Source organism: Paenibacillus sp. FSL R5-0407 (assembly GCF_038009185.1).
Taxonomy (GTDB): domain Bacteria; phylum Bacillota; class Bacilli; order Paenibacillales; family Paenibacillaceae; genus Fontibacillus; species Fontibacillus vini.
In genome coordinates, this window is sequence record NZ_JBBPAX010000001.1 from 3,056,671 (window position 1) to 3,082,499 (window position 25,829).

General features: G+C 37.1%; 17 protein-coding genes. 6 read left to right on the plus strand and 11 right to left on the minus strand.

What is annotated here, in order from left to right; translation table 11 throughout:
• Window positions 1–17: 17 nt before the first annotated feature.
• The 4 genes from NYE70_RS14770 to NYE70_RS14785 all read right to left on the minus strand — a co-directional run bounded on the left by NYE70_RS14770 (window position 18) and on the right by NYE70_RS14785 (window position 8,004).
• A complete protein-coding gene (locus NYE70_RS14770; protein ID WP_341046595.1) occupies window positions 18–2,921 on the minus strand; it encodes an S-layer homology domain-containing protein in 2,904 nt (967 codons plus the stop codon).
• Between the two features lie 151 nt (window positions 2,922–3,072).
• Window positions 3,073–4,479: an undecaprenyl-phosphate glucose phosphotransferase gene (locus NYE70_RS14775; protein WP_341046597.1), complete on the minus strand. Its 1,407-nt coding sequence runs from the start codon at window positions 4,477–4,479 to the stop codon at window positions 3,073–3,075.
• A complete protein-coding gene (locus NYE70_RS14780) occupies window positions 4,476–5,408 on the minus strand; it encodes a glycosyltransferase family 2 protein (protein ID WP_341046599.1) in 933 nt (310 codons plus the stop codon). The genes NYE70_RS14775 and NYE70_RS14780 overlap by 4 nt, the downstream gene beginning before the upstream one ends.
• Window positions 5,409–5,793: 385 nt before the next feature.
• Entirely contained in the window at window positions 5,794–8,004 is a 2,211-nt protein-coding gene (locus tag NYE70_RS14785) for a hypothetical protein (protein ID WP_341046601.1), read from the minus strand.
• A 361-nt stretch (window positions 8,005–8,365) separates the two neighbouring features.
• Here NYE70_RS14785 and NYE70_RS14790 point away from each other — a divergent pair, with 361 nt between their 5' ends.
• Window positions 8,366–9,313, plus strand: a complete 948-nt coding sequence (locus tag NYE70_RS14790; RefSeq protein ID WP_341046603.1) for a glycosyltransferase family 2 protein — start codon at window positions 8,366–8,368, stop codon at window positions 9,311–9,313.
• A 47-nt stretch (window positions 9,314–9,360) separates the two neighbouring features.
• Here the strand turns inward: NYE70_RS14790 and rfbD are convergent, their stop codons facing one another.
• From rfbD to NYE70_RS14825, 7 genes are read right to left on the minus strand one after another with little or no spacing between them, the layout of a single operon-like run.
• Window positions 9,361–10,236 carry a dTDP-4-dehydrorhamnose reductase gene (rfbD, locus tag NYE70_RS14795; protein WP_341046604.1) on the minus strand — a complete coding sequence of 292 codons (876 nt, stop codon included), beginning with the start codon at window positions 10,234–10,236 and terminating at the stop codon, window positions 9,361–9,363.
• Window positions 10,233–11,258, minus strand: coding sequence for a dTDP-glucose 4,6-dehydratase (gene rfbB / locus NYE70_RS14800; protein ID WP_341046605.1), 1,026 nt, complete (start codon window positions 11,256–11,258; stop codon window positions 10,233–10,235). Before rfbB ends, rfbD begins: the two co-directional genes overlap by 4 nt.
• Before the next feature lie 32 nt (window positions 11,259–11,290).
• Window positions 11,291–11,833 (minus strand): dTDP-4-dehydrorhamnose 3,5-epimerase, encoded by a 543-nt coding sequence (gene rfbC, locus NYE70_RS14805; RefSeq protein ID WP_341046606.1) that lies wholly within the window; start codon window positions 11,831–11,833, stop codon window positions 11,291–11,293.
• Between the two features lie 19 nt (window positions 11,834–11,852).
• Complete coding sequence (locus tag NYE70_RS14810) at window positions 11,853–12,593, minus strand: sugar phosphate nucleotidyltransferase (protein WP_341046607.1); 741 nt, start codon at window positions 12,591–12,593, stop codon at window positions 11,853–11,855.
• The gene (locus NYE70_RS14815) at window positions 12,590–13,702 is read right to left on the minus strand and encodes a hypothetical protein (RefSeq protein ID WP_341046608.1); all 1,113 of its coding nucleotides are present in this window, start codon (window positions 13,700–13,702) and stop codon (window positions 12,590–12,592) included. The genes NYE70_RS14810 and NYE70_RS14815 overlap by 4 nt, the downstream gene beginning before the upstream one ends.
• Window positions 13,703–13,731: 29 nt before the next feature.
• Window positions 13,732–16,656 (minus strand): glycosyltransferase family protein, encoded by a 2,925-nt coding sequence (locus NYE70_RS14820; RefSeq protein WP_341046609.1) that lies wholly within the window; start codon window positions 16,654–16,656, stop codon window positions 13,732–13,734.
• 23 nt (window positions 16,657–16,679) lie between these two features.
• A complete protein-coding gene (locus NYE70_RS14825) occupies window positions 16,680–17,312 on the minus strand; it encodes a hypothetical protein (protein ID WP_341046611.1) in 633 nt (210 codons plus the stop codon).
• Window positions 17,313–17,482: 170 nt separating this feature from the next.
• On the opposite strand from NYE70_RS14825, the gene NYE70_RS14830 reads away from it, so the two are divergent.
• The 5 genes from NYE70_RS14830 to NYE70_RS14850 are packed head-to-tail and all read left to right on the plus strand — an operon-like array spanning window position 17,483 to window position 25,802.
• Window positions 17,483–18,778 (plus strand): nucleotide sugar dehydrogenase, encoded by a 1,296-nt coding sequence (locus tag NYE70_RS14830; protein ID WP_445323785.1) that lies wholly within the window; start codon window positions 17,483–17,485, stop codon window positions 18,776–18,778.
• A 36-nt stretch (window positions 18,779–18,814) separates the two neighbouring features.
• Entirely contained in the window at window positions 18,815–20,065 is a 1,251-nt protein-coding gene (locus tag NYE70_RS14835; protein ID WP_341046613.1) for an FkbM family methyltransferase, read from the plus strand.
• A gap of 12 nt (window positions 20,066–20,077) precedes the next feature.
• Window positions 20,078–22,177 carry a CgeB family protein gene (locus NYE70_RS14840; RefSeq protein ID WP_341046616.1) on the plus strand — a complete coding sequence of 700 codons (2,100 nt, stop codon included), beginning with the start codon at window positions 20,078–20,080 and terminating at the stop codon, window positions 22,175–22,177.
• A gap of 18 nt (window positions 22,178–22,195) precedes the next feature.
• Window positions 22,196–24,178 carry a glycosyltransferase gene (locus tag NYE70_RS14845; RefSeq protein ID WP_341046619.1) on the plus strand — a complete coding sequence of 661 codons (1,983 nt, stop codon included), beginning with the start codon at window positions 22,196–22,198 and terminating at the stop codon, window positions 24,176–24,178.
• Window positions 24,179–24,200: 22 nt separating this feature from the next.
• On the plus strand, window positions 24,201–25,802 hold the full coding sequence (locus NYE70_RS14850; RefSeq protein WP_341046622.1) for a hypothetical protein: 1,602 nt from the start codon (window positions 24,201–24,203) through the stop codon (window positions 25,800–25,802).
• The last annotated feature ends 27 nt before the right edge of the window (window positions 25,803–25,829 follow it).

A 25,829-nucleotide genomic window follows, 5' to 3' on the forward strand; every position in this document is an offset into this window, starting at 1 on the left:
CAGGCTTCTATAGATAACTAGATCATTAGGTTAAGTAATGCACGTAATGCAGCTTTTTTATCTTCCGTGCTTCCCCCGTTATTTAGAAGGGACTCTGTAGCTTCAATCTGGTTGGACAATGCTTGGTTTGTAACCGCTAGTGGTCTAGCAGCTTCTATTGCGTTATAAAGTAATGTTTTGAGTGTCGAAATTGTAATATAAACTTCTCTCACTACTGAGAATCCACCCCGGGACAACTCAATTTCGACGTAGTATTCTACTTCTTCATCCGAGTCATTATATTCAGTGAAAAGGATACCATCCAATTCGTTGGTCGAAGCAAGGTACACATCATCCGTTACACTTATAGGATAAATACCGACAATCTTCAGGTTAGTTCCTTCCATAAGAGGATTGTTCGCATCCGTAAGCGGGATCAGAGTGTTCAATGCGGTATCGTAAGTTACTTCAGTAACGGATGGTAATTTAGCCGCTTCATCTAATAGAGTTTGATATTCTTCATCCACTTCCGGTTGATGTCCCGAAGGTTCGTTATTAGTTAGCGTGTTTTTATCAGCAAACGTAATTTGTCCCCCGGCAATAGTCATATCAAAAACATACCAATACAGCTCGTCACCACTTCCAGCAGGAATATGGTAGGTCTTTAACGGCGTGCCGCTCGCATCATAGATTTCTACCTTTGCACCAGAATTGCGTAATGTTTCAGTTCCGTCGGCTCCGTTTCTCGAATAGTTATGCACATAGAACGTGTAAACTCCATCTATCCGCTTACGGATTGTCGTCGTTTCCGGCCCATAGGAAGTTACGTCATCATGGTCCAAGTCTGCATAAAGTTCTCCGTTAAAATAATGCTCTCTATCAGCATACCACGTATGGAATGTCGTCCCGCCAGGTGTTGGTCCTACAAGATGTGAATCCTCATCCCTCGGTTTTTCGCCCCAGGTCAGAACAATACGGAGTTCCCCCGTCTTAGGCACCTTGATCGCAGTGGCGTTTTCATTCCGGTTAAAGATGCTACTAGCAGAAACTCCGACCAACTGTCCGGTAATAAAACCCGCCTTGTTCATCTCGCCGGTATAAATACCTGCTGGCAGATTAATAGAGTACCGGCCAGACGAATCCGTAACTACTGTCGCAACAACCGCGCCAGACGTATTGCCAAGACCTCGACGGAATTGAATCGTCATTCCTTCTACTGCATTATCGTCAACATCGACGATAGTCCCTGCGAACCCTTCAATCCGCACGCTTCCGCTCAAGATCCCGTTAAAAGCAGTAACTCCACTGGATGGCGAAACTTGAATCGTAAGTTGCTTACCATAATAATCTTCCATTGGAATAGGATCAAATGAAAGCTCTTGGTTGATAGGATTATATGCTAAGCTTTTCAGTTCATAAGTAGCTCCCGCTACAGAGGCCGTTACGAGTAGATCCTCACGCGTAAGGCTAGGCGTGGTGCCTATAAACTTTAAGACCGCTTTACCGTTCGTAACGACGAGATGGTTCGTCACTGGCGTCGTGGTGGACCCTCCACCGCTGCCCGAGCCGCTGCCGCTATTTCCTGATCCACTATTCGTTGAATTCGGTTGTCCTGCTATAATAGCCGAGCTATTATTATTAAGAGAGATGCTGTTAGGCCGCTGGGCTAACGTGGATCCTGAAGCATTAATTTCGGCATGTCCAATCTGTCCTTGCCCGCTTACGATCGTATTAGCATTCAATATCAAAGAAGAGATCAGAGCTGATGCCTGGACGTTGATCTCACTTCCAGTCGCCGTTTCGCCTACTGTTAGTTCACCAATCGAACCGGAAGTTAAATCTATCTTCAATTGAGTTGCTACGACATCGACCGTTTCAAATGTACCTGCCAAGGAAACTTGTGATCCGGCAGGCATTTGTTCGGAAAGGATCAGATTCTCAAATCCTGCTCCCGTTAAACCGGATTCCTCCAGGATCGCTCCCGACCTCAAAGTGACTTGAGAAACAACGCTGTTTCCTTCGGCGACGATCCGAATACTTCCGTCTTTTTTGTTTACAATAACGGTTATCAACACAGAATCCAGCACATGGATACTGTTCTTGCCCCCGCCTTCAATCGAAGTAGTTCCCTTCACGGTAACATGATCCAAAGTCACATCACCTTCGCCAATACCTTCTGCAAGCAACAGATTCCCCTCAATGACAAGGTTCTTCAAAGTCACTCCCGCCGTTGTAACCCGAACGGAGCCTTGGATGGTTTTCGTTCCTTCTGAAGGCCCATACACTCCCTCTTTATCATAGGTCACCGAATATCCGGAAAACTGAGTTAATGCCCGATCGAGGACAGTGACTACCTCAGCTCGTGTAGCAAAGTTGAGCGGGTTAAATGTAGAACCGTTTCCTTTCATTAATCCCTGATCAAGAACGGCTCCAATCGCTCCTTTACTCCATGCAGGACTATTGGAAGTATCTTTAAAACGGTTAGCCGCATCGGAAGGAGCAAGTTTCAGCAAACTGGTTAGAATGACGGCCAATTCCTGTCTTGTTACTTTGGCATTAGGCTTAAAGGTCCCATCGGTGTATCCCTTCATATAACCATTAGCCACCGCTCTACTTAAATCGGAATAGAACCACTCTTGTCCAGTTATATCTTTGAAGTTTACAGTTTGAGTTTCTTTCACTTGAAAGGAACGATTTATGAGCGCAGCAAGCTCACTTCTTGTAACCTGGTTATCGGGATGAAGATTACCATCAGCATCCCCCTTTATGTATCCTTTATTCTTCCATTCGTTAAGTACAGTACCTGCCCAATGAGAGGAACCTCCTTCGGTCTTGATCTCATCCTTCGCTGCCAACGCTTGAACAGGTGCATTCCAAGCTCCAAAGGCAGTAGGAATAAGTAACGAGACTCCCAAAATGATGCTTGCTAGTTTCTTAGTCATACTTCTTCGCTTCAACTTTACTCCCCCAATCATTTGTATGAATCAGGTACATTATACCTATTCAATTCATAAAAAAGAATACAAATTATTACATTTTAGCACAAAAAGCGCACCTATTTGACTAGGCGCGCTTTTGTCTAGGTATTTCTATTCAGTAAGCATTTTTATTTATAAATCCATTAACTATTGTTTTCAAAATGATCTTGATATCCATTAGAATTGACCAATTTTCGATATAAAAAATGTCGTGTTCAATTCGCTCCTCGATCGAAGTGTCTCCACGCAACCCATGAGCCTGGGCATAACCAGTAATCCCTGGACGAACATGATGCTTTACCATATACTTCGGGACTTCTTCCCGGAATTGATCCACAAAGAATGGACGTTCAGGACGAGGTCCGACTACGCTCATATGGCCAGCGAGCACATTGAAAAACTGCGGAAGTTCATCAAGGCTTGTTTTGCGCAAAAAAGTACCGAACTTGGTTCGTCGGGGATCGTTCTCTGTAGTCCAGCGGGTGTCCGCCATGCTTTCAGGTAGCAACCGCATAGAGCGGAATTTATACATTCGAAACTTCCTGCGGTTCAGACCTACCCGTTCTTGCTTGAAAATTACCGGACCCTTTGAGGTCAGTTTTATGCCGATAGCGATTATTAACATAATAGGAGAAGTAATGATAATAGCGATGGAACTAAATACAATATCAAACAATCGCTTTGCAAGCCGGTTCCCAGCCAAATCGAGCGGAATATCACGGACATTGATCATCGGCATTCCAGCAAAGTTATCGAAAACCGGGCGTGCGGGCAAATAATCAAAAAAGTCGGGAATGATCAGCGTTCGAACCCCGGTCTTTTCACAAATCGCAATGATCTTTGCATATTTGGAATGGGCAGTGAGCGGCAATGCAAGCACTACTTCATCAATGAGCTTCGACTCCAATATCTCCTGCAGCTGATCCACGGTCCCGAGAATTGGCTTATATCTGGACTTCTCCTCAGCGGTCCATTCCCGGTGGTCATCCAAAAACCCGATGATGTCATATCCGAGCTCCGGATACTGACGGAGATTGTCATGAAATTTTTGTCCTAGCGATCCAGCACCTAAAATGAGTACAAACTGCTTGTTGAAGCCTTTTTTGCGGAGCTGTTTCAGTGAGCTTTTTAGAAAATAGCGGTATAACATAATGAACATCAAATTCAAAGTCATATAAATGGCCAGATAGGTACGCGAGATATCTACCTGTTTTACAAAGAACATTAATCCGAAAAGGATGAACAAGCTCGAAAAGTGAACCTGGATCAACTTTAGCACTTCGTCGGAGAAGCGTTTTTTGCGTTTAGGAGAATAAAGCGAGACCAGAATCCCGACAAATACGGAAATAGCGCCGTAAACGATGCTCCAGAATGCGTATATCTCTATGGGCAAAGGCTGTTCGTAACGAATCAAACCGCTCTCAAACTTGATCCACCAGGCTATGAAGAATGAAATCTGAATAAACGCAAAATCCGCCAAAATATACAGTTGTGTCAAAAATCGCTGATTTTTGCGAATCATGATTTCACCTCCATTTTATTGCTGGACTGGCCGGAAACGCTTGCGGGGATAGGAGTCTTGGCTCCACCTCGCGGAAGCAGCTTGTTTTTGACTAAAGATAAAGTGAATTTCACAGCAATTCCGCCATAGACGGCCGCATTCGTGAGCCATGAATAATTCCGTTTGTAATGCTTGCGGTGGAAGACCCACATCGCCCGGTGAAATTCATAGATGATCTTGAGCGGCTTACGGCGGCTGCTGGCCCCTTTATAATGAACAATGTATGTGGCTGGATGGTACTGAATGCCCCAGCCCGCCTGCTTAATTCGGTAGCACCAATCTATATCCTCACCATACATAAAAAAGGTCTCGTCTAAACCGCCAACCTGCCGGATCGTCTCTTGTCGTACTAGCATAAACGCGCCAACGAGGCAATCGACCGGGTAAGTTTCATTTTCATCCAGGTAACCTAGTTGATATTGGTTAAACCGCGGGTTGTTCGGAAATAATTTGGAGAATCCGAATGCATAGTAAAAAGATGCCGACGGCGTCGGAAACCCGCGTCTGCATGCTTTATCGAGAGAGCCATCGGGTAGAATTACCTTGCAGCCAGTCATCCCTAAGTCAGGATGCTCATCCATGTATGCGATCATTGCTTGAAATGTGTCTGGTTGAACGATCGTATCTGAATTAAGAAGAAGGACATAACGGCCTTTGGCGATTTCCATAGCCTGGTTGTTGGCTTTTGCAAAACCGGTGTTATCACGGTTAGCTATGAGACAAACCTGTGGGAAGCTTTCCCTGATCGCTTGTATAGATTCATCCTTCGATGCATTATCAACGACAATAACCTCGTACGAAAAGACCGTCTCCGATTCAAAGACAGATCGCAAACAGTCCAGCGTTAAGCGGCAAGTGTTATAGCTGACAATAATAATGCTTAAATCCATAATCGATAGGGCTCCTTATTTTTACTTCTGACAAATATAGTAATCTATCGACATTATAGCATAATGAAGAGACAAGGAATAAGGTGGATAGAAATAGATGAGGCCCAAACTTCCCGTTAATACGGGAGAGTTTGTGGCTTTTCTACAGATACATCTAATCGTTACGGGGGCCATAGCATTAGGGTAGGCGTTCACCATAATCTTCAATACCGAACGACAATTGAAGATTACTATACTATCGTTGTGTTATGGGATATCGCCGATCCATCAAACGCATTCAATCAAGTGATCGACGTGAAAGGAACAACATTTTGCAGGAGCATTTCTGTCTCCAGTCGTTAATTCCGGCTCTCAAGCATTATAGCTATATGGAGTAGAATTGTTTTTAGTTTTGGTTTATTAAATCGATACAGTCTAAAATTGAACAGATTTTATTATGAAGTATTCTAATTTCATCATTATCTGATATTTCGGCTTGCATGTAATAATATAATGGCAGACATAAAGTCTCCTTATATTTTTCATTTTTGTATCTCGATAATTTTTGAATTCCTAACAATAAGTTATCAATCACAATAGTGGGAGCGTCGCTTAAATTCTTTAACATACTCTCATCTTTTTTATTCAAAATTACTTTTGTATTATTATCATTAATTTCTCTTGCCCTTTTCCATTTATCTTCATTAGGATCTAATTTAATTGTACATTCCTTAAATCTTGCATCTGAAAAATTCAACGTTTGAAAAGCCCTCTTTTTAGTTTCATTTAGTTTATCTGAATTAAAAGGCAAACACGCTATAAGCGGATTCAATAAATCAATTAAATCAAAAACAATCTTATTTTCTTTGAAATTGTTAATCCATAGTTTTTTTGCTATTAACAGACTTTTGGATTGAAGTGGCATGCAGTGAGCAGAAGAATAGTACATTCTGTCAAGATTGCCCGCATGAGTAGCTCCACGATAAAATAAAAACAAATTATCGAAGGCCTCTGAGCTCGTTTCACTTGGAATATTATCAATAGAATTCAGCAAGAATTTTTTAAAAATTGACGAAACACCACTATAGTTAATAACAGCTTGTTTTGAAAGTAACGTTGAATATTCTTCCACTAATTTTTCGTTAGTAGAATCCTCTAACCCCAGGTTTCGAATAGTGTCTGAATAGTATCTAACTATTAAAGACTCAAATGATTCTCCTGTAATTCTTATTTTATTTAAATTATAAGCGTGTTTTTCTTCTAAATACCACAGATAATGATAGCCGCAAAAATAACTACGCTTCTTTCTTATGTAATCCAAGGTATTGTTTTTGTACCACGTTTCACCATTGCAATAATAATTAAAATTAAATATGTTATTAATCCCTATTGCAATTTCTAGATCTTTAGGCTCATGAACATCTGATCTAATCGTGAAAATTTCCCTTGCCTTTGGAATATTAGTTAAAGCAGCATAATTTACTCTACTATCTTTTCCTCCAGATAAATCGACAACAATATCTTTAAACAAATGAGAGTTATAAACCGCTTGAATATTATTAATAATATCATTTTTGGCATCATCAAGTAATTTAGCATAATATTCTGGATTGAACTCTTGGTTGCTTCCTAATACACTATTAATCGATCTTTTAACAAACTTCCAACCGCTTTCATCTACAACAATCTCATCACAAAGATTCAACATATAAGTATTTTTAACAGTTAGATTGTCGATAAATGTTTGTCTTAGCAAAGTTACATTTGAGGCAAATGTAACCATTACAACGTCTTCGTCTAATTCACAATTAATTTTCAAATAATTTAGAATGACTAGCAACAGATGGTATCGATTTGTTACTATTAACATATCATCTGATTCATAATAAAAAACTTTACTGTAACCAAAATAATCCGTTGTTATTTTTATTTGACTGTTTTCAACATTTAACAATGAAAAATTACCAATACAATCATACAGCGTGCTTGCGTTTATTCCTTCACCAATGGTCGACTGACCAAAGATGAAGTCATTATCATGCCATACATACCCAGAAAATATATAGTTATTATTCAAACCGTCTTGTAACCCAGAGGCATCATAAATTAATATATTTTCCGTATTCCATTTTTTGTTTTTTATATATTTTATTTCAAGGCTACTTTTTTTACACTTCTTCTCAAAACTTCTCATTTTTTTAATTTTTTGTTTTGAAGATATTAAACAGAAGTCATTCTGTGGTTTTGGTACTTTAAAATAATCAATCGGTTCGTTAATAGTATTCTTTGTTTCTAAGTTCTTACTCATTAAGTTTTCAAATTCGTTCCGCAACTCATTACTGATATAAAGTACAGTATCCGAATCATTAATGTATTTCGATTCATTATGTTTTACAAAGCACTTCACATAATAGTAACCTGATTCATTAATTGAATAGTTGAAATTAGCACATTTCATATATTTTGTTTCGGTAATCGCCTTTTTAGCAGTTTTTTGGTTAGGATAGTAATATAGATAATATGCATACTCAACATCCTGGGCGCTAACATCGGTGATATATACATTAATGACATTATTAATTAGCCTAATATTAACTTTATAATTTATTGCATCCACAAATATTTGTTCACTCCTTTTATTATTTCGTGCATCACAAAGGCTCTTTCCATCGACTTCATTGTACCATTTTCGATGTTATAGGGATAGAATTCGACAAACAAATGCTAATAATAATTTGGCCCCCCTGATTAGAATGGCAACGTTGTTTCACGATTGTCTAGTTTCTGAAGAACGGAGGACTCAACGCTTATACATAGCAAAGAAACGGAGATTTCACACGAATTGTATGATACTTTTCAATGTGGTAGGATAAGCATTAACATAGAATCGACCTTTGCAATAAGTACTTTAACCTTGGTTAAGATTACAGCAGGTTGAGAACTTCTATTATCATCCTTCACAACCCAGGAGGCCACTCTTGAAAATTCTTAAATGTCTTGTGCTTCTTTCTACTTATAACGGTGAGATGTACGTAGAGGAACAACTGAAAAGCTTACTTAAACAAGAAGGAATTGAACTACATATTCTCATTCGGGATGATGGTTCAAAGGATTCTACCGTTTCCGTTATAGATCACTTTTCAGATCTTTTCTCGGATAAGCTCAGGCTGATTAAATCTTTTAACTTAGGAGCCAAGTCTAGTTTTTTTGAATTAATCCGGATCGCAGCCGATGAGTATTCCCAATACGATTATTACGCTTTTTGTGATCAGGACGATGTTTGGATGCCAGGGAAATCGCTAAGAGCCGTTAATATGTTAAGGCGTTACAACCAGAGTTCACCCCTAATGTACTGTTCATCAACCCAAATGGTCGACGCTGAACTCTCTCCTCTGAAGGTCTGGCCGTCGCCCCCCCGGAAAAAGTTATGCATGTATAATGCTCTTGTAGAAAATGTAGCCGTCGGGTGCACGACAGTTTTGAACAAAAATGCTTTCGACCTCATCGCCTCCTCCCTTCCTTCTAACTCAGATCAAGTTATCATGCATGATTGGTGGGCATACTTATGCGTTTCTACATTCGGAAAAGTGTTATTTGATGAGGAACCATTTATCCTATATCGACAGCATTCAAGTAACGTGCTTGGTGGTCAGACCGACAACTGGAATACAAAATGGAAGAAAAGATTCCTCCGTTATTTCCGAGGACAAAATCATTATATTATTAGCAATCAGGCCAAAGAATTTTATAACTGCTTCAACGATCAAATGGACGATATCAAGCGTCTAGATGTTCAGCGATTTATCGAAGCGACATCGAAACCATGGGGGTCCAGATCAGCTTATACCCTCCATACTCCCTTTTATAGACAAGTTGCAGTAGACAACTATATTTTCAAACTAATTTTTTCTACGGGGAAAATTTAATGAAAAACAAAAAGAGCCTGTGTGATCACAGCGCTCTTAAATTATGTCTATTCTTGTTCTGAAATTAAATGCACCTTCAGAAAATCACGAAGTCCTCCCCTCCAGGGCCTTAAATCCGTCAGCCCATTGGTACGAATCGCCAAATGCTCCATCACAGAATTTTGTGGGCGAGAGGCCGGTAACGGATATTCTTCCGTTGTGCAAGGATATACCTTTGCCGGATAGCTCTTTCCTGTCATGGATTCGGCATCCGTAAAAATCGCCTTCGCAAACTCATACCACGTGCATGTTCCCGTATTGGAGGCATGATATATTCCGTACTTCTCCGTCTGAACCAGTTCCAGAAGAAAATTTGCCAAATCCACGGTATAAGTCGGTGAGCCCATCTGATCATTCACGACTTTGATTTCCGGCTTCTCCGCACCCAAACGCAACATGGTTTTCACGAAGTTGTTGCCGTGAAGGCCATATACCCAAGAGGTTCGAACAATAAAGTAAGCCGATGACAAACTCTGCACCAAGATCTCTCCTGCACGTTTGGACTTGCCATAGATCGACTGCGGATTGGTATTATCGTACTCGTGATACGGCTCCTTCGATAACCCATCAAAAACGTAGTCCGTGCTGATATAACAAAACTTGGCCCCGATCCTCTCACTGGCGATTACCAAGTTTCGAGTTCCATCAGCATTAACGGCAAATGCCGAATCTACCTCTTGCTCTGCCTGGTCAACAGCCGTATAAGCGGCACAGTGGATCACCGCATTTGGCTTCAATTCGTTTAATGCCATGAAGCAAGCATATTGGTCTGTTATATCCAGATTGTTTCGGTCACAGGCAAAGACCGTATGTCCCGCCTCCTGAAAAAGAGACACCACATCCGTTCCTAACTGTCCGGCCGCGCCGGTTACAAGCACCTTCATTTGGATTGATCCCCCAGCCGTTCCCCGTATTGCTTCGCATAGTACTCCTGATAAGCCCCCGACTGAATCCGAGTCCACCAATCCTTATTGTCCAAATACCAGCGAATCGTCTCTTTAATCCCTGTTTCAAAAGAATGTTTCGGCTTCCACCCAAGCTCGGTCATCGTCTTGGTCGGATCGATTCCGTAACGGCGGTCATGGCCCGGGCGGTCCTTAACATGGGTAATTAGAGATTCCGGCTTGCCGAGCTCTTGCAAAATAGTTTTGACAATCTGCATATTGGCACGTTCATTATTTCCACCGATATTGTATACTTCTCCATTACGCCCCTGGTGAATAACAAGGTCAATCGCGGTGCAATGATCCTCGACGTACAGCCAGTCTCGAATATTCAGGCCATCTCCGTATACCGGGAGCGGTTCATCCGCCAATGCGTTAGAAATCATTAATGGAATTAACTTCTCAGGAAACTGATATGGACCGTAATTATTCGAGCATCGTGTAATATTAACCGGAAGACCGAAGGTCTCGTGATAAGCACGAACTAAAAGGTCCCCGCCGGTTTTACTTGCGGAATACGGACTGTTAGGGGCAAGAGGCGTCTCTTCCGTGAACAGGCCGGTTTCCCCCAGTGTACCGTATACTTCATCAGTAGAAACTTGAACAAACTTTTTAATGTCATGCTTCCTTGCGGCATCCAACAACACTTGGGTTCCCAACACATTCGTCTTCACAAATATATCCGGCTCTAAGATACTGCGGTCCACATGAGACTCGGCTGCAAAGTTGACAACGACGTCCACGTTCTGGCTGATGAGTTCAGCCATCATTTTCGTATCGGTAATATCAGCTTTAACGAATGTATGATTCGAGTTATTTTCGACTGACTTCAGGTTTTCCAGGTTTCCCGCATACGTCAAAGCGTCTACATTGATAACTTGATATTCAGGATGATTCTCAAGCATATAAAGCACAAAGTTGCTGCCTATAAATCCGGCACCGCCGGTAACGAGCAATTTCATGAGAAAAGGCCTCCTAATCTAAAAAATAGATGTCAGTCCAATTCCGCATTCGCCAAAGTCGGATGAGTTCGATCTTTATCCGATAGTTCGGGAGCATCGACAGGCCAATCAATTTTTAACGACGGGTCACTCCATAGAATACCGCGGTCATATGCGGGGGCATAGAATTCATCCACTTTATAAAAAACTTCAGTATTGGGAAGTAGTGTACAAAATCCATGTGCGAAACCTTTAGGAACCAACAATTGTTGTTTATTCTGAGCACTCAAGTTAAAGCCCATCCATTGGCCGAAAGTAGGAGAATCCCTGCGGATATCCACGACGACATCATAAATCGCCCCCGCCAATACCCTAACCAGTTTCGTTTGTGCTTTCGGCTGCAATTGATAATGCAATCCCCGAAGAACCCCCGTATGAACCGATAAGGAATGATTGTCTTGTACAAATTGAACTTCAATTCCATATTGCTTCATGATATTTTCATTATAACTCTCCATAAAAAAGCCCCGGTGATCTTCATGTACCACCGGTTCAAGCAAGTATACGCCTTTCAATCGTTGTGGAATTACTCTCATTTATCGGACCCTCCTGATCCTATTTCAACTCACCGAACTCCGTACCCAACACAATATTCTTTGCAAGTTCATTTGCACGAGCTAGAGAGGAATGCGTGCCTGCGTCCGTCCACCACTCCCGCAATATATCAAACGACATCTCCCCTCGTTCAATATATTTGTTGTTCACATCGGTGATTTCCAGTTCACCCCGTCCGGATGGTTTTAATTTGCGAATCATGCTAAATACATTATAGTCAAACATATAAATCCCCGTCACGGCATAATTGCTTTTGGGCTGGGCAGGTTTTTCCTCGATGGAAACCACGCGATCCCCGTCCAATTCAGCTACGCCGAACCGTTCTGGATCGGTAACTTCCTGCAACAAGATTTTGGCACCGCGTCCTTGTTCCTTATACTTATCTACAAAAGGAGATATATCGTCTGCAAACACATTGTCACCCAGTATAACAACCATCTGATCCTCTCCGACAAATTGCTCAGCCAAACCTAACGCCTGGGCAATCCCGCCGGCCTCATCCTGAACTTTATACGTGAAGCTGACCCCCATCTGACTTCCGCTACCGAGCAGATTCACCACATCACCCATATGTTCTTTTCCTGTCACAACGAGTATATCGGTAAGTCCCGCTTGCTTTAACTTAAAAACGGAATGGAAGATCATTGGATATTTGCCGACAGGAAGAAGATGTTTGTTTGTGACTTTTGTTAATGGATACAGGCGGGATCCCGTTCCCCCCGCTAAAATGATGGCTTTCATCGGTGCACTCCTTCCAGAATCCGAACAATGTGCTTGCATCTGTTTTCCCATGTGTTGTTACGCAAGAAATTCATCGCATCTGTATGCGAGTAACGTTCTATCTTGTTATCCAGAACTTTCTTTACAAGGTTAATTAATTCGTTCTCTTCCGAATAAAGATGAACAAACGGCTTAAACTTCTGCATCTCAGCATAATCTATTGCCAGAATCGGTTTATTGAAGTATATATATTCATACATTTTAACCGGGTCCACAGCCCGTACAAGTTCATTCAGCATAAAGGGCATAACCAAGGCATCCGCTGTTTGAGCAACGCCGGACAATTGGTCATGCTTTACCGTTCCTGCGCATTGAATTCGAGGATGTGAAGGAACATTTGCCTCAACCGGGCCTACAAGGGTAAACATGCATTCAGGAACTTGATCCAAAACCCGCAGAATTAAATCAAAATCCATCCATTTACCAATTGTACCAATGTACATGAGGTTCAACAAATTGTTATTCTCAGACTTCAAATAGGAAGCTTTTTCATTCTTTTTCATTATGGACAGACTGATGCCATTGTTTACTACGAACGGCTCGGAAGTCAGATATTCGCGATAAGAACTAATCATCTTGTTCCTCAAATATTCCGAAGAAGTAATGACCCGATCAGCTCGCTTGACCAAACGAACCTCCAACTCCTGAAGTCTGTCTATCCTGGTCCCTCCCGAGTAGAATCCCAAAAAATCATCCATACAATCGTAGATAACGACCTTGTCTTCCAGATGATCCAAGGAAACAAAGTCCAATAGCAGCGGTGAGGTTACCCAAATATAATCATACTGATTTAAGGATTGGTGAATCGACCGGTTCATTACCCACTCGATCGTTCTCAGGCCTTTGAATTTTCCTGACAACGGAAGTTTCTTCAGTGTACGAACCTTAGACTCGGAAAATACATCCCGTGAATTCCGGTTCCTTCCTGCCTCACTCCCATACATTTTATCAATGTAGAACAAGTCAACGGAATAATATCGGGTTAGCTCCTCATATAAAAAATGAGGGCGCTGCTTAATCCAATCCCAGTCGACATGCATGAGATAGGCCATTTTAGACTTGGTTGGCAAGTGGTCACCCCCTCACAAAAAATTGTAGATTACTTAATTAGATCAAGTTCCCTCTTAATCGTGTTATGATAACTACTTTGTCTTCGAACACGTTCCGCTGCAGCTTTTGATAAGAGTTGAAACATTGTCGGATTATAATATAAAGCTTTAATACTATCTGCTAAACCCATAAAATCTTCTGAATTTGCTAGCATTCCACAGTTTTCATCCACAAATTCCGGTATAGCCGCCACCCTATTTGTCACTGGAACTAAGCCTGATGACATTGCCTCATCTCTAGAAACACCTTGGGAATCCATTCGAGTAGGAACTAAAAAAATTCCATACATAGAGTGTAATTGCGCTATTTCATCTTGCCTCAAAAATTTTTCCTCGATAGTTACATTCTTAAACTTTTTAATTGGTTTGAGTGTTGTTCTAAATAGTTCCCCTTGACCAACAATTCTAAAGTTTAATTCACTAAAAAAGGGCTCCTTGGATAGCTCTAAAATAGTTTTGACGGTTAGATCATTAGCATATGTTTTGCTAGTAAACGGTCGAATAGATAATATATTCTTACGCACTTCCGTATCTTTCTGAACGAATTTGAATATATCATTATTTATATAATTGTGGATCACACTGTACATTTCCTTAGGTAGTCTAACATTCAAATCAGTAAATACATTTTCAGCAAAGTACTCTGATACAAAAATAAAATGAAATTCATATTCCCGATTCTTTACAGCTAAATCAAAAATATATTTCCAAAAAGCTATTCGTCGATCCGATAATTCCCTCGCATCTTCAATTTCTTTCTGATTGGTATAGTTAAATTTTCTTCTCCACCATGGTTGTATTTCGGATCCGTGTAACCATACTATAATTTTTTTGCCTTTAACATATTTTTTTACTCCATTCCAAATTGATTCAGAGAGAAAGTGAAGCAGGATTGTATGATAATTCGAACTCATAAGCAAGTTATTTAATTCCTCAAAATAACCACTCATGATGTCAATACCGTAAAATTCCGAATAACCTTTTGGATATCTTTCGTTAAATTTAAATACATCTACGCTAAAACCATTCTTTTTATATTCTATTATTCGAGCATGAACGAAGGCATACCTATATAAGTCATTATAATCCGGATAATTATCTGTAATCAGCAACACATTCGATTTATTTAGAAAACAACCACTTGCAAAACTATTCAACGATTCCCCAGGAGAAACTACTTTTGCGGGAATTTTGGTTGCTTTTTTATGGACTTCATCCAATTCAATTCCGGTATCTATCAATGGAAGATCATCAACAGTAATGCACTTATCTGCTTTGTAATTCATGCAATAATTAAATTCGTCGATCGAAAAGCATTGCCTCTCTAACATTCCAGTATCGATAGTCTTATAGTAATGAACAATATCTTCATTGGAAATTGCCCCCATTCTAATCAAAGAAGATCTAACCAAAGAATTCTGGCACACCGTATATTTACTTCCATATTTTCTTTTTGAAAACGAATTATTACTGTATAAATAATGTTCGTTTTTACAGATGATACTTTGATCCGTATATTGTGCCGCAAGAACCAAATCATAAATATAGTATTCCCCATAGTAATCTTGATTTGAGAAAAACGCCAGGAAGTCGTAATTAGTTCTAATGAAATTAATTTGATTAGAATGAGAATGTTCTTTTATTAAATGTATTCTATCAGACTCAAATTCAACAAAATCTATTTCAGCGAAAACAAACAGATCCGTTTGCAAATACCTTTGTCTTTGAAAATTACGAATCGCATTATCGATATCTTCTTTTGATGATGCAACAGTCACAATTGCAACATTATTCTTATTTTCTATATGTTCGCCACCAAAAACTACGTTAGAAATAAACTCCAATCTGTGTCTATACGTATGTTCGGAGTATATTTTCCTTAGTCCGGCTAATTTAAATTTTTCATAATACTCTTCATCAGAAAACTTATCCAGCATCTTCTTTAAGTAAGTCATATCGTCTGTACAAAGTACTAAGTCTCCAAACAGGTTTCTAACTGCTCTAGAGTAATTACTCAGCAGTACAGTATTTGATCCAAGAACCTCAAACACCCGTCTAGCGCACATACTTTGTGATTGTTTCACAGAATTCATGTTGATATTAAACCGGTAACCTTTATAGGCTTTATGAATCTCTTTTGATTTTAAATTTCCGCGAATATACTTTCGATATTTTTTAGGAAATTTATAGGAAGATACTTTATTAAAATAATTTCTATCGTAGATATCTATAGCATCATTCTTTTTATCGTCGGTAATCAAATTTATTATATTTTCTAAATCCCTAACTCTTTCAGGGTAACGTTTGTAGTAGGCTCCTGCAAAGCTAAACTTGTTTTCCCTAGGATACATTTCTGTAGGATTATGGTTTTTTGACTGAGCTGCAAATGGCAACAAATAAACTCTTGAGTGTCCCAGCATTCCTTTATACCTTGCAATACAATCTATATCTGTTGTAAACACAAAATCTGCGTATCTCGCTACTGAAGCAAAGGTATTAAAATGAACCGGGTCTTCTTTATTCCAAAACACAATAGGGATTCTTTGCAACTTACAATAACCCAATACTTCAATTAAATCATTGCTAAAGAACGCAACTTTAGTATTCCATAACCCATCAAGACCATTCCAAGCAGATTCTAAGAAGAATAAATCTGGCTGAAATTCTTGTAGTTCAAATTTCCAGTTACCAGGAGTTATTTGTTTGATTATACATTCAGGAGAAAACGAATTAAACGTAAACTCGTCCATGACGCAGGCGACTCTCATTTTTTTTATCTCATCAAATTTTCTAGTTAATCGAAATTTATTGTCATCTACCGCTTTTATTACCCCAGAGTCTTTTATTTCAGTTAATATGCTATCTCTCAACTTATAAATCTCATTGAGTTTATTTTCTATATAATCCAAATCCATTGATTAAGATCCTCCGTTAAGTTTCAGAAGTCTTTAGGTATTCTTTTTTTGAATTTCCAGTACTTCAGAGTTAGTCTCCCTAATTTTGAATTACTTAATAAGTTGTACTTTTTATTTAAATTTGAATATTTAGCTTCTAATTCATTGTATTTAAAAATAGCGTTTTTAAACTTAAAAAGTACTTCTTCCTCATTTTTCAATCTATTTAAGATCTCTATATTTTTTTGTGTGATTAAATTTTTTAATTTATTAATGTCATTAAATTCGTTGTTACATTGTATTTTTTTTTCATCATGATTAAATATTTGTTTCAATTCAGCTTTAAATTTATTGTTATTTTCCCACTCATCTTCCGTCAATTCCCCAGTTCTTCCTACCAAGACTAGCCAATCATCAAGTATTAGATAATTCTCCAGCAAAAAACTCATTGCTAATTCCAAATAATTCCCATGTAACAAGTCTTCCCTTAGGTTGACCAAGATAAAAACGCGAGAGTCTTTATCAAGAACGTCAATCAATGATTTAAGAGAATCGATATCTGTAGTACCGCATTGTAATTTGTCGGAATTTATATTCGTTAGATTACTATCAACTACTAGCTCTCCTTCCTTGTTAAATACTATACACTTAGAATTATTTATAACCAGAGAATTCAACCCCTTTTTTATCATTAGGAAAATCATTGAATTGTCGATAAATTATAATCTAGAATTAAGAAGTATGTTATTCTAGAGTTACTTTAGGTGCTATTCACTTTGTCCTATATTTTAGATTCATCAAAGAATTATTCTTTAAGAATAAAAAAATAATTAAAGGAGTTAATATAATGAAATCGGTTTGCGTTTTAGGAATGGGTTATATCGGGCTTCCCACTGCGATTACTTTTGCGAAGTATGGAATGATCGTCCATGGAGTGGACATTAACCAAAAAATCATTGATAAACTTCAATCGGGAGAGATTCATATTGAAGAACCTGGCTTACAGAATATTTTCCAAGAAGTACTGACTGCAGGGAATTTAACATTCGGTACTATTCCTGTTACCGCGGACGCCTACATTATATCTGTGCCAACTCCAATTAATAGTGACAATACCGCTAATATCGATTACGTAGTCTCTGCCGCTAACTCCATTATACCTTATTTAAAACCAAATGCATTGGTGGTACTAGAGTCTACTGTTCCGCCACGAACTGTTGAGGACCATCTTATCCCGATATTGTCACAAAGCCACTTGCGGATTGGTGAAGAAGTCTTCGTTTCCCATTCACCGGAAAGAGTTATTCCTGGTCGTTTACTCGAGGAACTTATAAATAACGATCGAGTAATTGGCGGAATTAATGAACAATCCGTGGAAATGACAAAAAAACTATATAGTTGCTTTGTAAAAGGAAAAATGCATTCTACGGACGCCACTACTGCGGAAATGGTGAAATTAATGGAAAATACGTATCGTGATATAAACATAGCATTTGCAAATGAGATGGCTTTAATTGCCGAAAAAATTGGCTTTAATGTATGGGAAGCTATTCGATTGGCAAATTTCCATCCTCGAGTGAATATACATCGCCCTGGCCCCGGTGTTGGAGGACATTGTATTGCTGTTGACCCTTGGTTCATTTATGAACAAGCTCCAAATATCGCCAAATTAGTCCATACAGCAAGATTGACTAATGATTATATGCCTAACTTTGTAGCAGAAAAGACTAAACATTTATTAGAAGGAATAGAAAAACCTAAAATTGCTGTTCTGGGACTCGCATTTAAAGGGAATGTCGATGATATGAGAGAAAGTCCTGCGGTTTCGATTATCAAGAAAATCACTGAATTTGCTACGGTCTCAGTATATGATCCGCATGTAAAAGAAAATTGGAATTCGAAAGTAGATAGTTACGAAGAGTGTCTTCTTAACGCAGATTTGTTGCTTCTCTTAACTGATCACAATGAGTTTACTACCTTATCGCCTAAATATGCATCACAACTTATGAAAAACAAAATCATATTTGATACCCGAAACCTTTTTGAGAGTAAGGCATGGGTGGAACAGGGATTCGACGTTCATTTAATTGGAAACTCTTCATTAGCAACTTTAAATTTAATCTCTAATTTATCAAACGCTTGAAGGAATAATCCTACAAGTTTCTTCGGAGGTAGAATATTGATAAAAGCAAATTTTTCTAGTGTTACTCTTTCTGATGGAAGTATATTCTGGGGAATAGACGATGAATATATTTTTACAGTTTTAAAATCAGGAAAACAATTTTATGAACTTAGGGAATTAGACAAATTCAGAAAATACGTCCCAAGCAACCCAATAATTTATGATATTGGAGCGAATATAGGCAATCATACAATTTATTTTAAAAAATACTATGACGCTAATAAAATATATTCATTCGAGCCGGTACCTGCAAATTTTGAACTGCTGAATAAAAATATTCAAGAAAATAATCTTAAGAATATTGAACTTTTAAATGTTGGAGTAAGCGACTCTTTTAAGAAGGCATCGATAATTTTTAATGAGAAAAACATGGGAGAATGCAAGCTTTATGAAAGTCCTTCAGGGAATATTGAAGTCATTCCAATAGATGGACAAACTTTTGATGCTCCAGATCTTATTAAAATTGATGTAGAAGGCGATGAATTAAACGTACTGAAAGGCATGTCGAAAATCCTTGAATTGAATAAACCGGTTCTTTGGATTGAAATTATTAACAATAATTTCGACGAAGTTGACGACTTTTTATCGAGTTTGAATTATGAATTGGTTGATAAATTGAATTTTAATCATCTCTATTTGAAAACTGGTTGTCTAGAAGATAGAGCCGCAATTTTAGACAGGTTCAAGAAAAACACAGTCATTGAGAGCAATCAACTTATTACCGACAAGTGGAATCTGAATAAATGGCTCAATAATTCCAAAGATACAGTTAAAAAGCTAGAATCTGATATCGTAAGCGAACGTGAAATCGCTAAGGAGAAAGAACAGCACTTCGCAAAAATCCTGGAAACTATTATTTCTCATCCTTTGTTTAAAATTACATCGGGAGATTCCCAAATTAGTTCTAAAACGAATGTTACTTCAATTGACGTTCTAGCTTTGGATATACTGAATAAGCTTCATGAGGTTCACAGTAGTTCTACTAATCTTAATAGTGCTCTAAGTGATAAAAATCAACAATTAGAAGTTCAAAAACTTAAAGTAGATAACCTTTGTTTTGAAAACAATCATTTAAATAATCAAATTTTAATCCATATTGATGAAGAAAAAAAATTACTATTCGAAATAAAAAGAATCAATGATCACTACCAGTTGATAGAGCGACGTTATATGAGATTACGGAATTCTCTTTTTGGTAAAATTGGAGTAAAGCTGTGGAAAATATTTAAGAAACTTAGAAAAAGGTAGGTTGCGCTTACATTGGACAATCATCAAATAATGCAGCGTCTTCGTCAATTATCTATCGAAGAACAAAAAATTAAAGCCAAACAAGATTATAAAGAGATTTCACTGAATCAAACGGATTGGTTTTCCTCTTCAGCGAATGTAATTATTCAGGGAAACATTATCGAAAATAGTGTCGATCTAGCTTCTTATATTTCTTATAAAGAATCTAACAATAGTTTCGAACTTCCTCCAAAATTTCCATTGCTCCAATTCATGCATAACTATAAGGAAATTGAAATAGAGTTTTTTGGAGAGATTGTTGGAGAGTGTGAAGTAGATCTTTATGTAATTACCTATCAACAAAAAACTAAAAATATGATTCATTCAGTTTCACTTAATACATCAAAAATTATCAATATTGAAAATAACGATTGCATCCGCCTTGCTATAAGACTTGTCGGGAAAGGAAATTTTAAACTTTCTAAACTTGTACTAAAACCAAAATTTTCTTTTATGGTATCTAATTTTCAAAGGCATTCAAAAAAAAATGATAATGTAGATCCTAAGACTTTAACAGTAGCTATGGTGGTTGACGAATTTACCTATGAAAGTTTAAATCCTGAGTGTAATGCTGTATACCTAAGTCCAGAAACATGGAGAGAGACTTTGGAACTGCATAAACCTGATATTTTTTTCTGCGAATCTGCTTGGGCCGGGATTGATCCTGACATTAGGGAGTGGAGAGGTAAAATCTATAGCAGTATTAACTTTAAGAACGAAAATCGAAAAGAATTGTTAGAAATACTTCAATATTGTAATGAATATGGAATAAAAACAGTGTTTTGGAATAAAGAAGACCCTTCCCATTATGAGGACAAGGTCCATAACTTTGTAGATACTGCAGTCAAATTTGATTATATATTCACGACTTCCGAGGAATGCGTCGAACTTTATAAAAAGGAATATAGACATAATAATGTGTTCCCTCTTATGTTTGGAGTACAACCGAAACACTTTAACCCTATCGAAACCTATGAAAGAACAAATGAAGTCATATTTGCAGGCAGCTATTATCGACAACATCCTAACAGATGTGTTGAAATGAACAATATTTTCAATCTAATCCTGGATAAAAATATCGATTTATTAATATATGATAGACAATATTATAATAATGATGACAATCATAAATTCCCTGAGGAGTACACTGAATATATCCAGCCTCGACTTCCATATACAAAGTTAGACAAAGCTTATAAAGGTTCTAAGTATGCTATTAACATTAACACCGAGACCCATTCTAATACAATGTTTGCAAGAAGAGTATTTGAATTAATGGCATCAAACACTCTGGTTATTAGTAATTATTCGAAAGGATTAGAAAAACAATTCGGTGACCTTCTATTTTTATTGAAGGGAAGCGAATCTGATCAACAAAAACTGCAACTTCTTCATTCAATTGACTATAATCAGTTAAGATTAAAAGCACTTCGTTTTGTTTTAAATTATCATACTTATGAAGAGAGATTTTCGTATATTTTGGATTCTATAGGCTATAAAGTAATAAAAAAGCCACTAAAGGTAACAGTTATTCTTTTAGTAACTAATGAACAAGAACTTAATGAGGCATTAGCTCTTTTTTCTAGCCAAACCTATCAGTACAAAAAACTGCTTATTATTAATACAACAAACAATAGTCTAGTCACTTCGTTTTGGGCGACGAAATATGGTAGTGAATCTATCAATGTTACTGATCTTAATATGTTATCGAAGTATAATAAAAGTCTTACAACTTATATTGAATCCGATACTTTTACAATAATGAATTTAAAATACTATTATGGGCAACAGTTCCTTTCCGATATGATGCATTCTTATAAATACCTAGATTCAAATACCGTGATTGTAAAGGATCCGTCTCAACCATCGTATCGATTTGTTAGCTCTAGTTCATTATTTGCAGCAGTAGTCCCAACAAAGGCTATAGAGTTTTTGGATCCTGCTGCGGATACTAATGATGATTTCATTACGAGGATTCATAATATAGGTTTTAGAATATTTAATATAGATGAATTTAATATTTTGTACCCGGAAAACAACACTTTCCAAAACCAATTAATGATTACAGTATAAATAAAATAATAAAAGTTGGTGTTGATTGAATTGTATAAAATTAGCATAGTCATTCCTGTATATAATGCTGAAAAAAAAATTCGTCATGCAATTTCCTCTGTAATGAACCAAACTATGACCTTTAATGATATCGAGCTTATATTTATAGATGATAGATCGACAGATAAATCGGTTGAAGTGATTCAAGGTTACAGTGAATTCTATCCCAATATCAAATTATACCAATTAGAGGAAAACTCTGGGAGTCCCTCAAAACCGAGGAATTTAGGGATTAGTGTTTCTAACGCTGACTACATCATTTTTTTAGATAGCGACGATACATTAATGGAGAACTCCTGTAATTTGCTTTATAAAGAGGCGCAAACCGGAAATTACGATATCGTTAGAGGCTATCTCCGTGTTTTAAATGGAAACAAATCATATTATACAAACATGTTAAGCGAAAAAGATCTTATTTCACACAAGAAACTTATTGAGGCTCTTATTTCAAAACAGAGTACAACTGTGGTTGGTATTTATAATAAGAAATTTCTAATGGAAAACAACATCACTTTCAATGAAGAAATTCGAATGGGAGAAGATACGATATTTTTAAGCAAATGTTACTCGAAAGCATCAAGAGTTAGTTATATTGACGAATGTATTTATAATTACATTAAAGGAAATGATATAAACAATCTTTCATCAACTCAATCCTATGGTTCTCGAGAATTAAATGACCATTTATATGTTTGGAACACAGCTAAAAGTAACTTAGATAAAATTGGATTGGATTATTTTAAATTGCGCCTTCCGGTCGGCTTTCGGTCGGCTCTGCAAAGTATGCTTTACTTTTCAAATGGAAATATTCCAGAGAGCGACTTTATTAAATTGCATAACTTTCTTACTGATAATGCTAATATTATTCCAATGATGAGTTTGAGCCCAAGACTAAAAGAGATTACGGATTCTATTCTTAAAGGGGACTTTAATGAGTTTGTAAAGTGTACCAAAAAACGCATTGTCATTAATGGATATGATTTGAAATTCATTAAACCGCTTATTCCTTTTCTGAATGAGAAGTATGTAGTACAAATTGATGAATGGCACGGCCACAACAATCATGATGAAGAACGTAGTTTAGAACTTATTGCTTGGGCGGACATTATATTTTGTGAATGGTTATTAGGGAATGCTGTATGGTATTCAAATAATAAACGTTCTGACCAAGTACTTTTTATTCGAATGCATAGATTTGAGTTGTTTCAAAATTACGGAGATAAGATCGATGAAGCCCAAGTTGATGCATTTATTACTGTAGGTATGTATTACTACGAGGAGTTCGCAAATCGATTTAAATTCCCCCGAGAAAAAATGAGACTATTACCTAATTTTGTTGACTTAGAAAAATTGGATAAGCCCAAAACCAATTTACTTGACGTCAAATATAATCTGGCCATTATAGGAGGTCTTCCTTCGCGTAAAAGAATAGACTTTGCTTTAGATGTGCTTTCATTACTTTTAGAGCATGACAACCGATACAAACTCCATATCATTGGCTCAAAACCTGAGGAAGTAGATTGGTTGTGGAAAATAGAAAGCGAAAAAAAATATTACGAACGAATTTATGCAAGAATTGAACAGAACACCGTGCTTAAAAATGCAGTTATATTTTCGGGGTGGCAAGATAGCTCTGAATATCTCAAGTCTATTGGATATGTTTTGTCAGTAAGTGAATCTGATAAACCAGAGAGCTTTCATTTAGCCCCTGCTGAAGGTATGGCTTCTGGTTCCATTGGCTTATTATTAAATTGGCCTGGCGTAGAATATATCTACCCTAAAGAATTTATTGTAAATGATGTTAAAAGCATGGCAAATAAAATAATTACGATAAATATAGAGGATAAGTTTAATACAATAGGTCAGAGGGGAAAGGAATTCGTAAGGAATTCTTATGACATAAAAAGAGTATCTCAACATTTAACAGGACTTTTCGAAGGTATATTTTTGCAAAAAAACTAAAATCGAGAGGTATTAAATAAAGGTGGATTACATTATACTTTCTCCAATTATTGAAAAATACAAAGTTCAGTCTGGAAAGCTTAATAATTCGACTAATTATTATTTTGAATTTTCCGAAACTTTGTCTGGTGGACATACTAATAAAAACATTCTGACCAATCATGTTGATAATATATCTTTATTTAGTGATTATTCCGATAGAATTCAACTAAAATTAACCCAACGCAATATTGACAATAATGACCGATTTGTTTTTTTTAATTTAAAAAATTATACCGAGAAAGAGCACACATTAAAGTTTTCAATAGTATTTATTAATGTTGATAATTTTGAAGCAGAAGACCTTAGTTCGTATTTCCGCCCACCTAATTATAGTGAACGTTATGGAGAAAATAAGCTAACTACCCCTAGTTCATATATAGCGACCAAACAAGGGACTATAATGCTGTCAAAGGCAATTTTCTTTAATGATAATATTATGAACTATGAAGACCTAACTCAAAGCATAACTAAAAAGTTAATTAAGGAATCAAATCCTGTAAAATACTATATCCGCAATGGGTCGCTTCATATTAATATTGAAATTAAGATTCCTTCAGGAAGTAAAATGGATTTTTTCCTTTTGATCAGTGAAGACCTCCTTTTTTCATCAAAAACTAGTTTAACATCTTACTTTACTGATTTAGAAACATCTATTGAGAATAATGATGTTCGCTTTAATATGTGGATCGCAGCCGAGGGGACTTACACCAAGCTCCCATATTCTATTGAACCGTTTAGTCCTGATGCTTACGGAGTCAGTCTTCATCATATGTCAAAAAAGGAATTGTACAGATATTACAAAGACAAGCAAGATCGTTTTTTTTACGATTTGATGTTCAATGCAATAATACAATTTTTTGGTTATAGACCTTCCCATAATGGATTGTTCCTGACCGATTATACTTCAACATGGCTTAAAAAGGACTATAAGATACGAGCCCCTTATATCGATACTAGATTAAATGAGACTCTTTCTTTAGCGATTCAAGATTTCTTGAAGTTTATTTCGTTCCCAGAACTTGAAAATTATCATTTTAATTATGCTGATTTCCTTGTAGAATATGCTAACTCGGGAAAGTTATTAGTTGTTACTGACGGAGCATACTTTTTTCCAGACTACTTCTCATTAAACCTTGATGCTAAGGTAACTCATTCCAGTCTAAATCATCAACTAGGTATTCTTAATTATATTTTGGATAAAGTAAAGTTAGTTGACAATAAAAGTTATGAAATCGTTGCTAATTCATTAATTAAGGCTATAGATATTACCTGTGAATCATGGATAAAAGAAAATTGGGACCTTTATTATAAAATTTCTTTTAATGACAATAACAATTTGATTTATTCAGAAAATGATTATATCTATGTAACACTAATTGACCTCTTTTTAGCACAAGAAAAGTTGGTAGGACTATATGGAGAAAGCAATGACTCTATAGAAAGGCTTATTCTCAGTAAGATGAAATATTTAGATACACAAAATTTTGGACTTACTGACGATAATCCCAAACTACCTCCTAATGAAGATATATCATCAAGGTTAATGGCTCAAAAACTAGCATTAAAGTTGGGTTATATTTAAATCGAATTATTGTGCAGTATCAAGGAG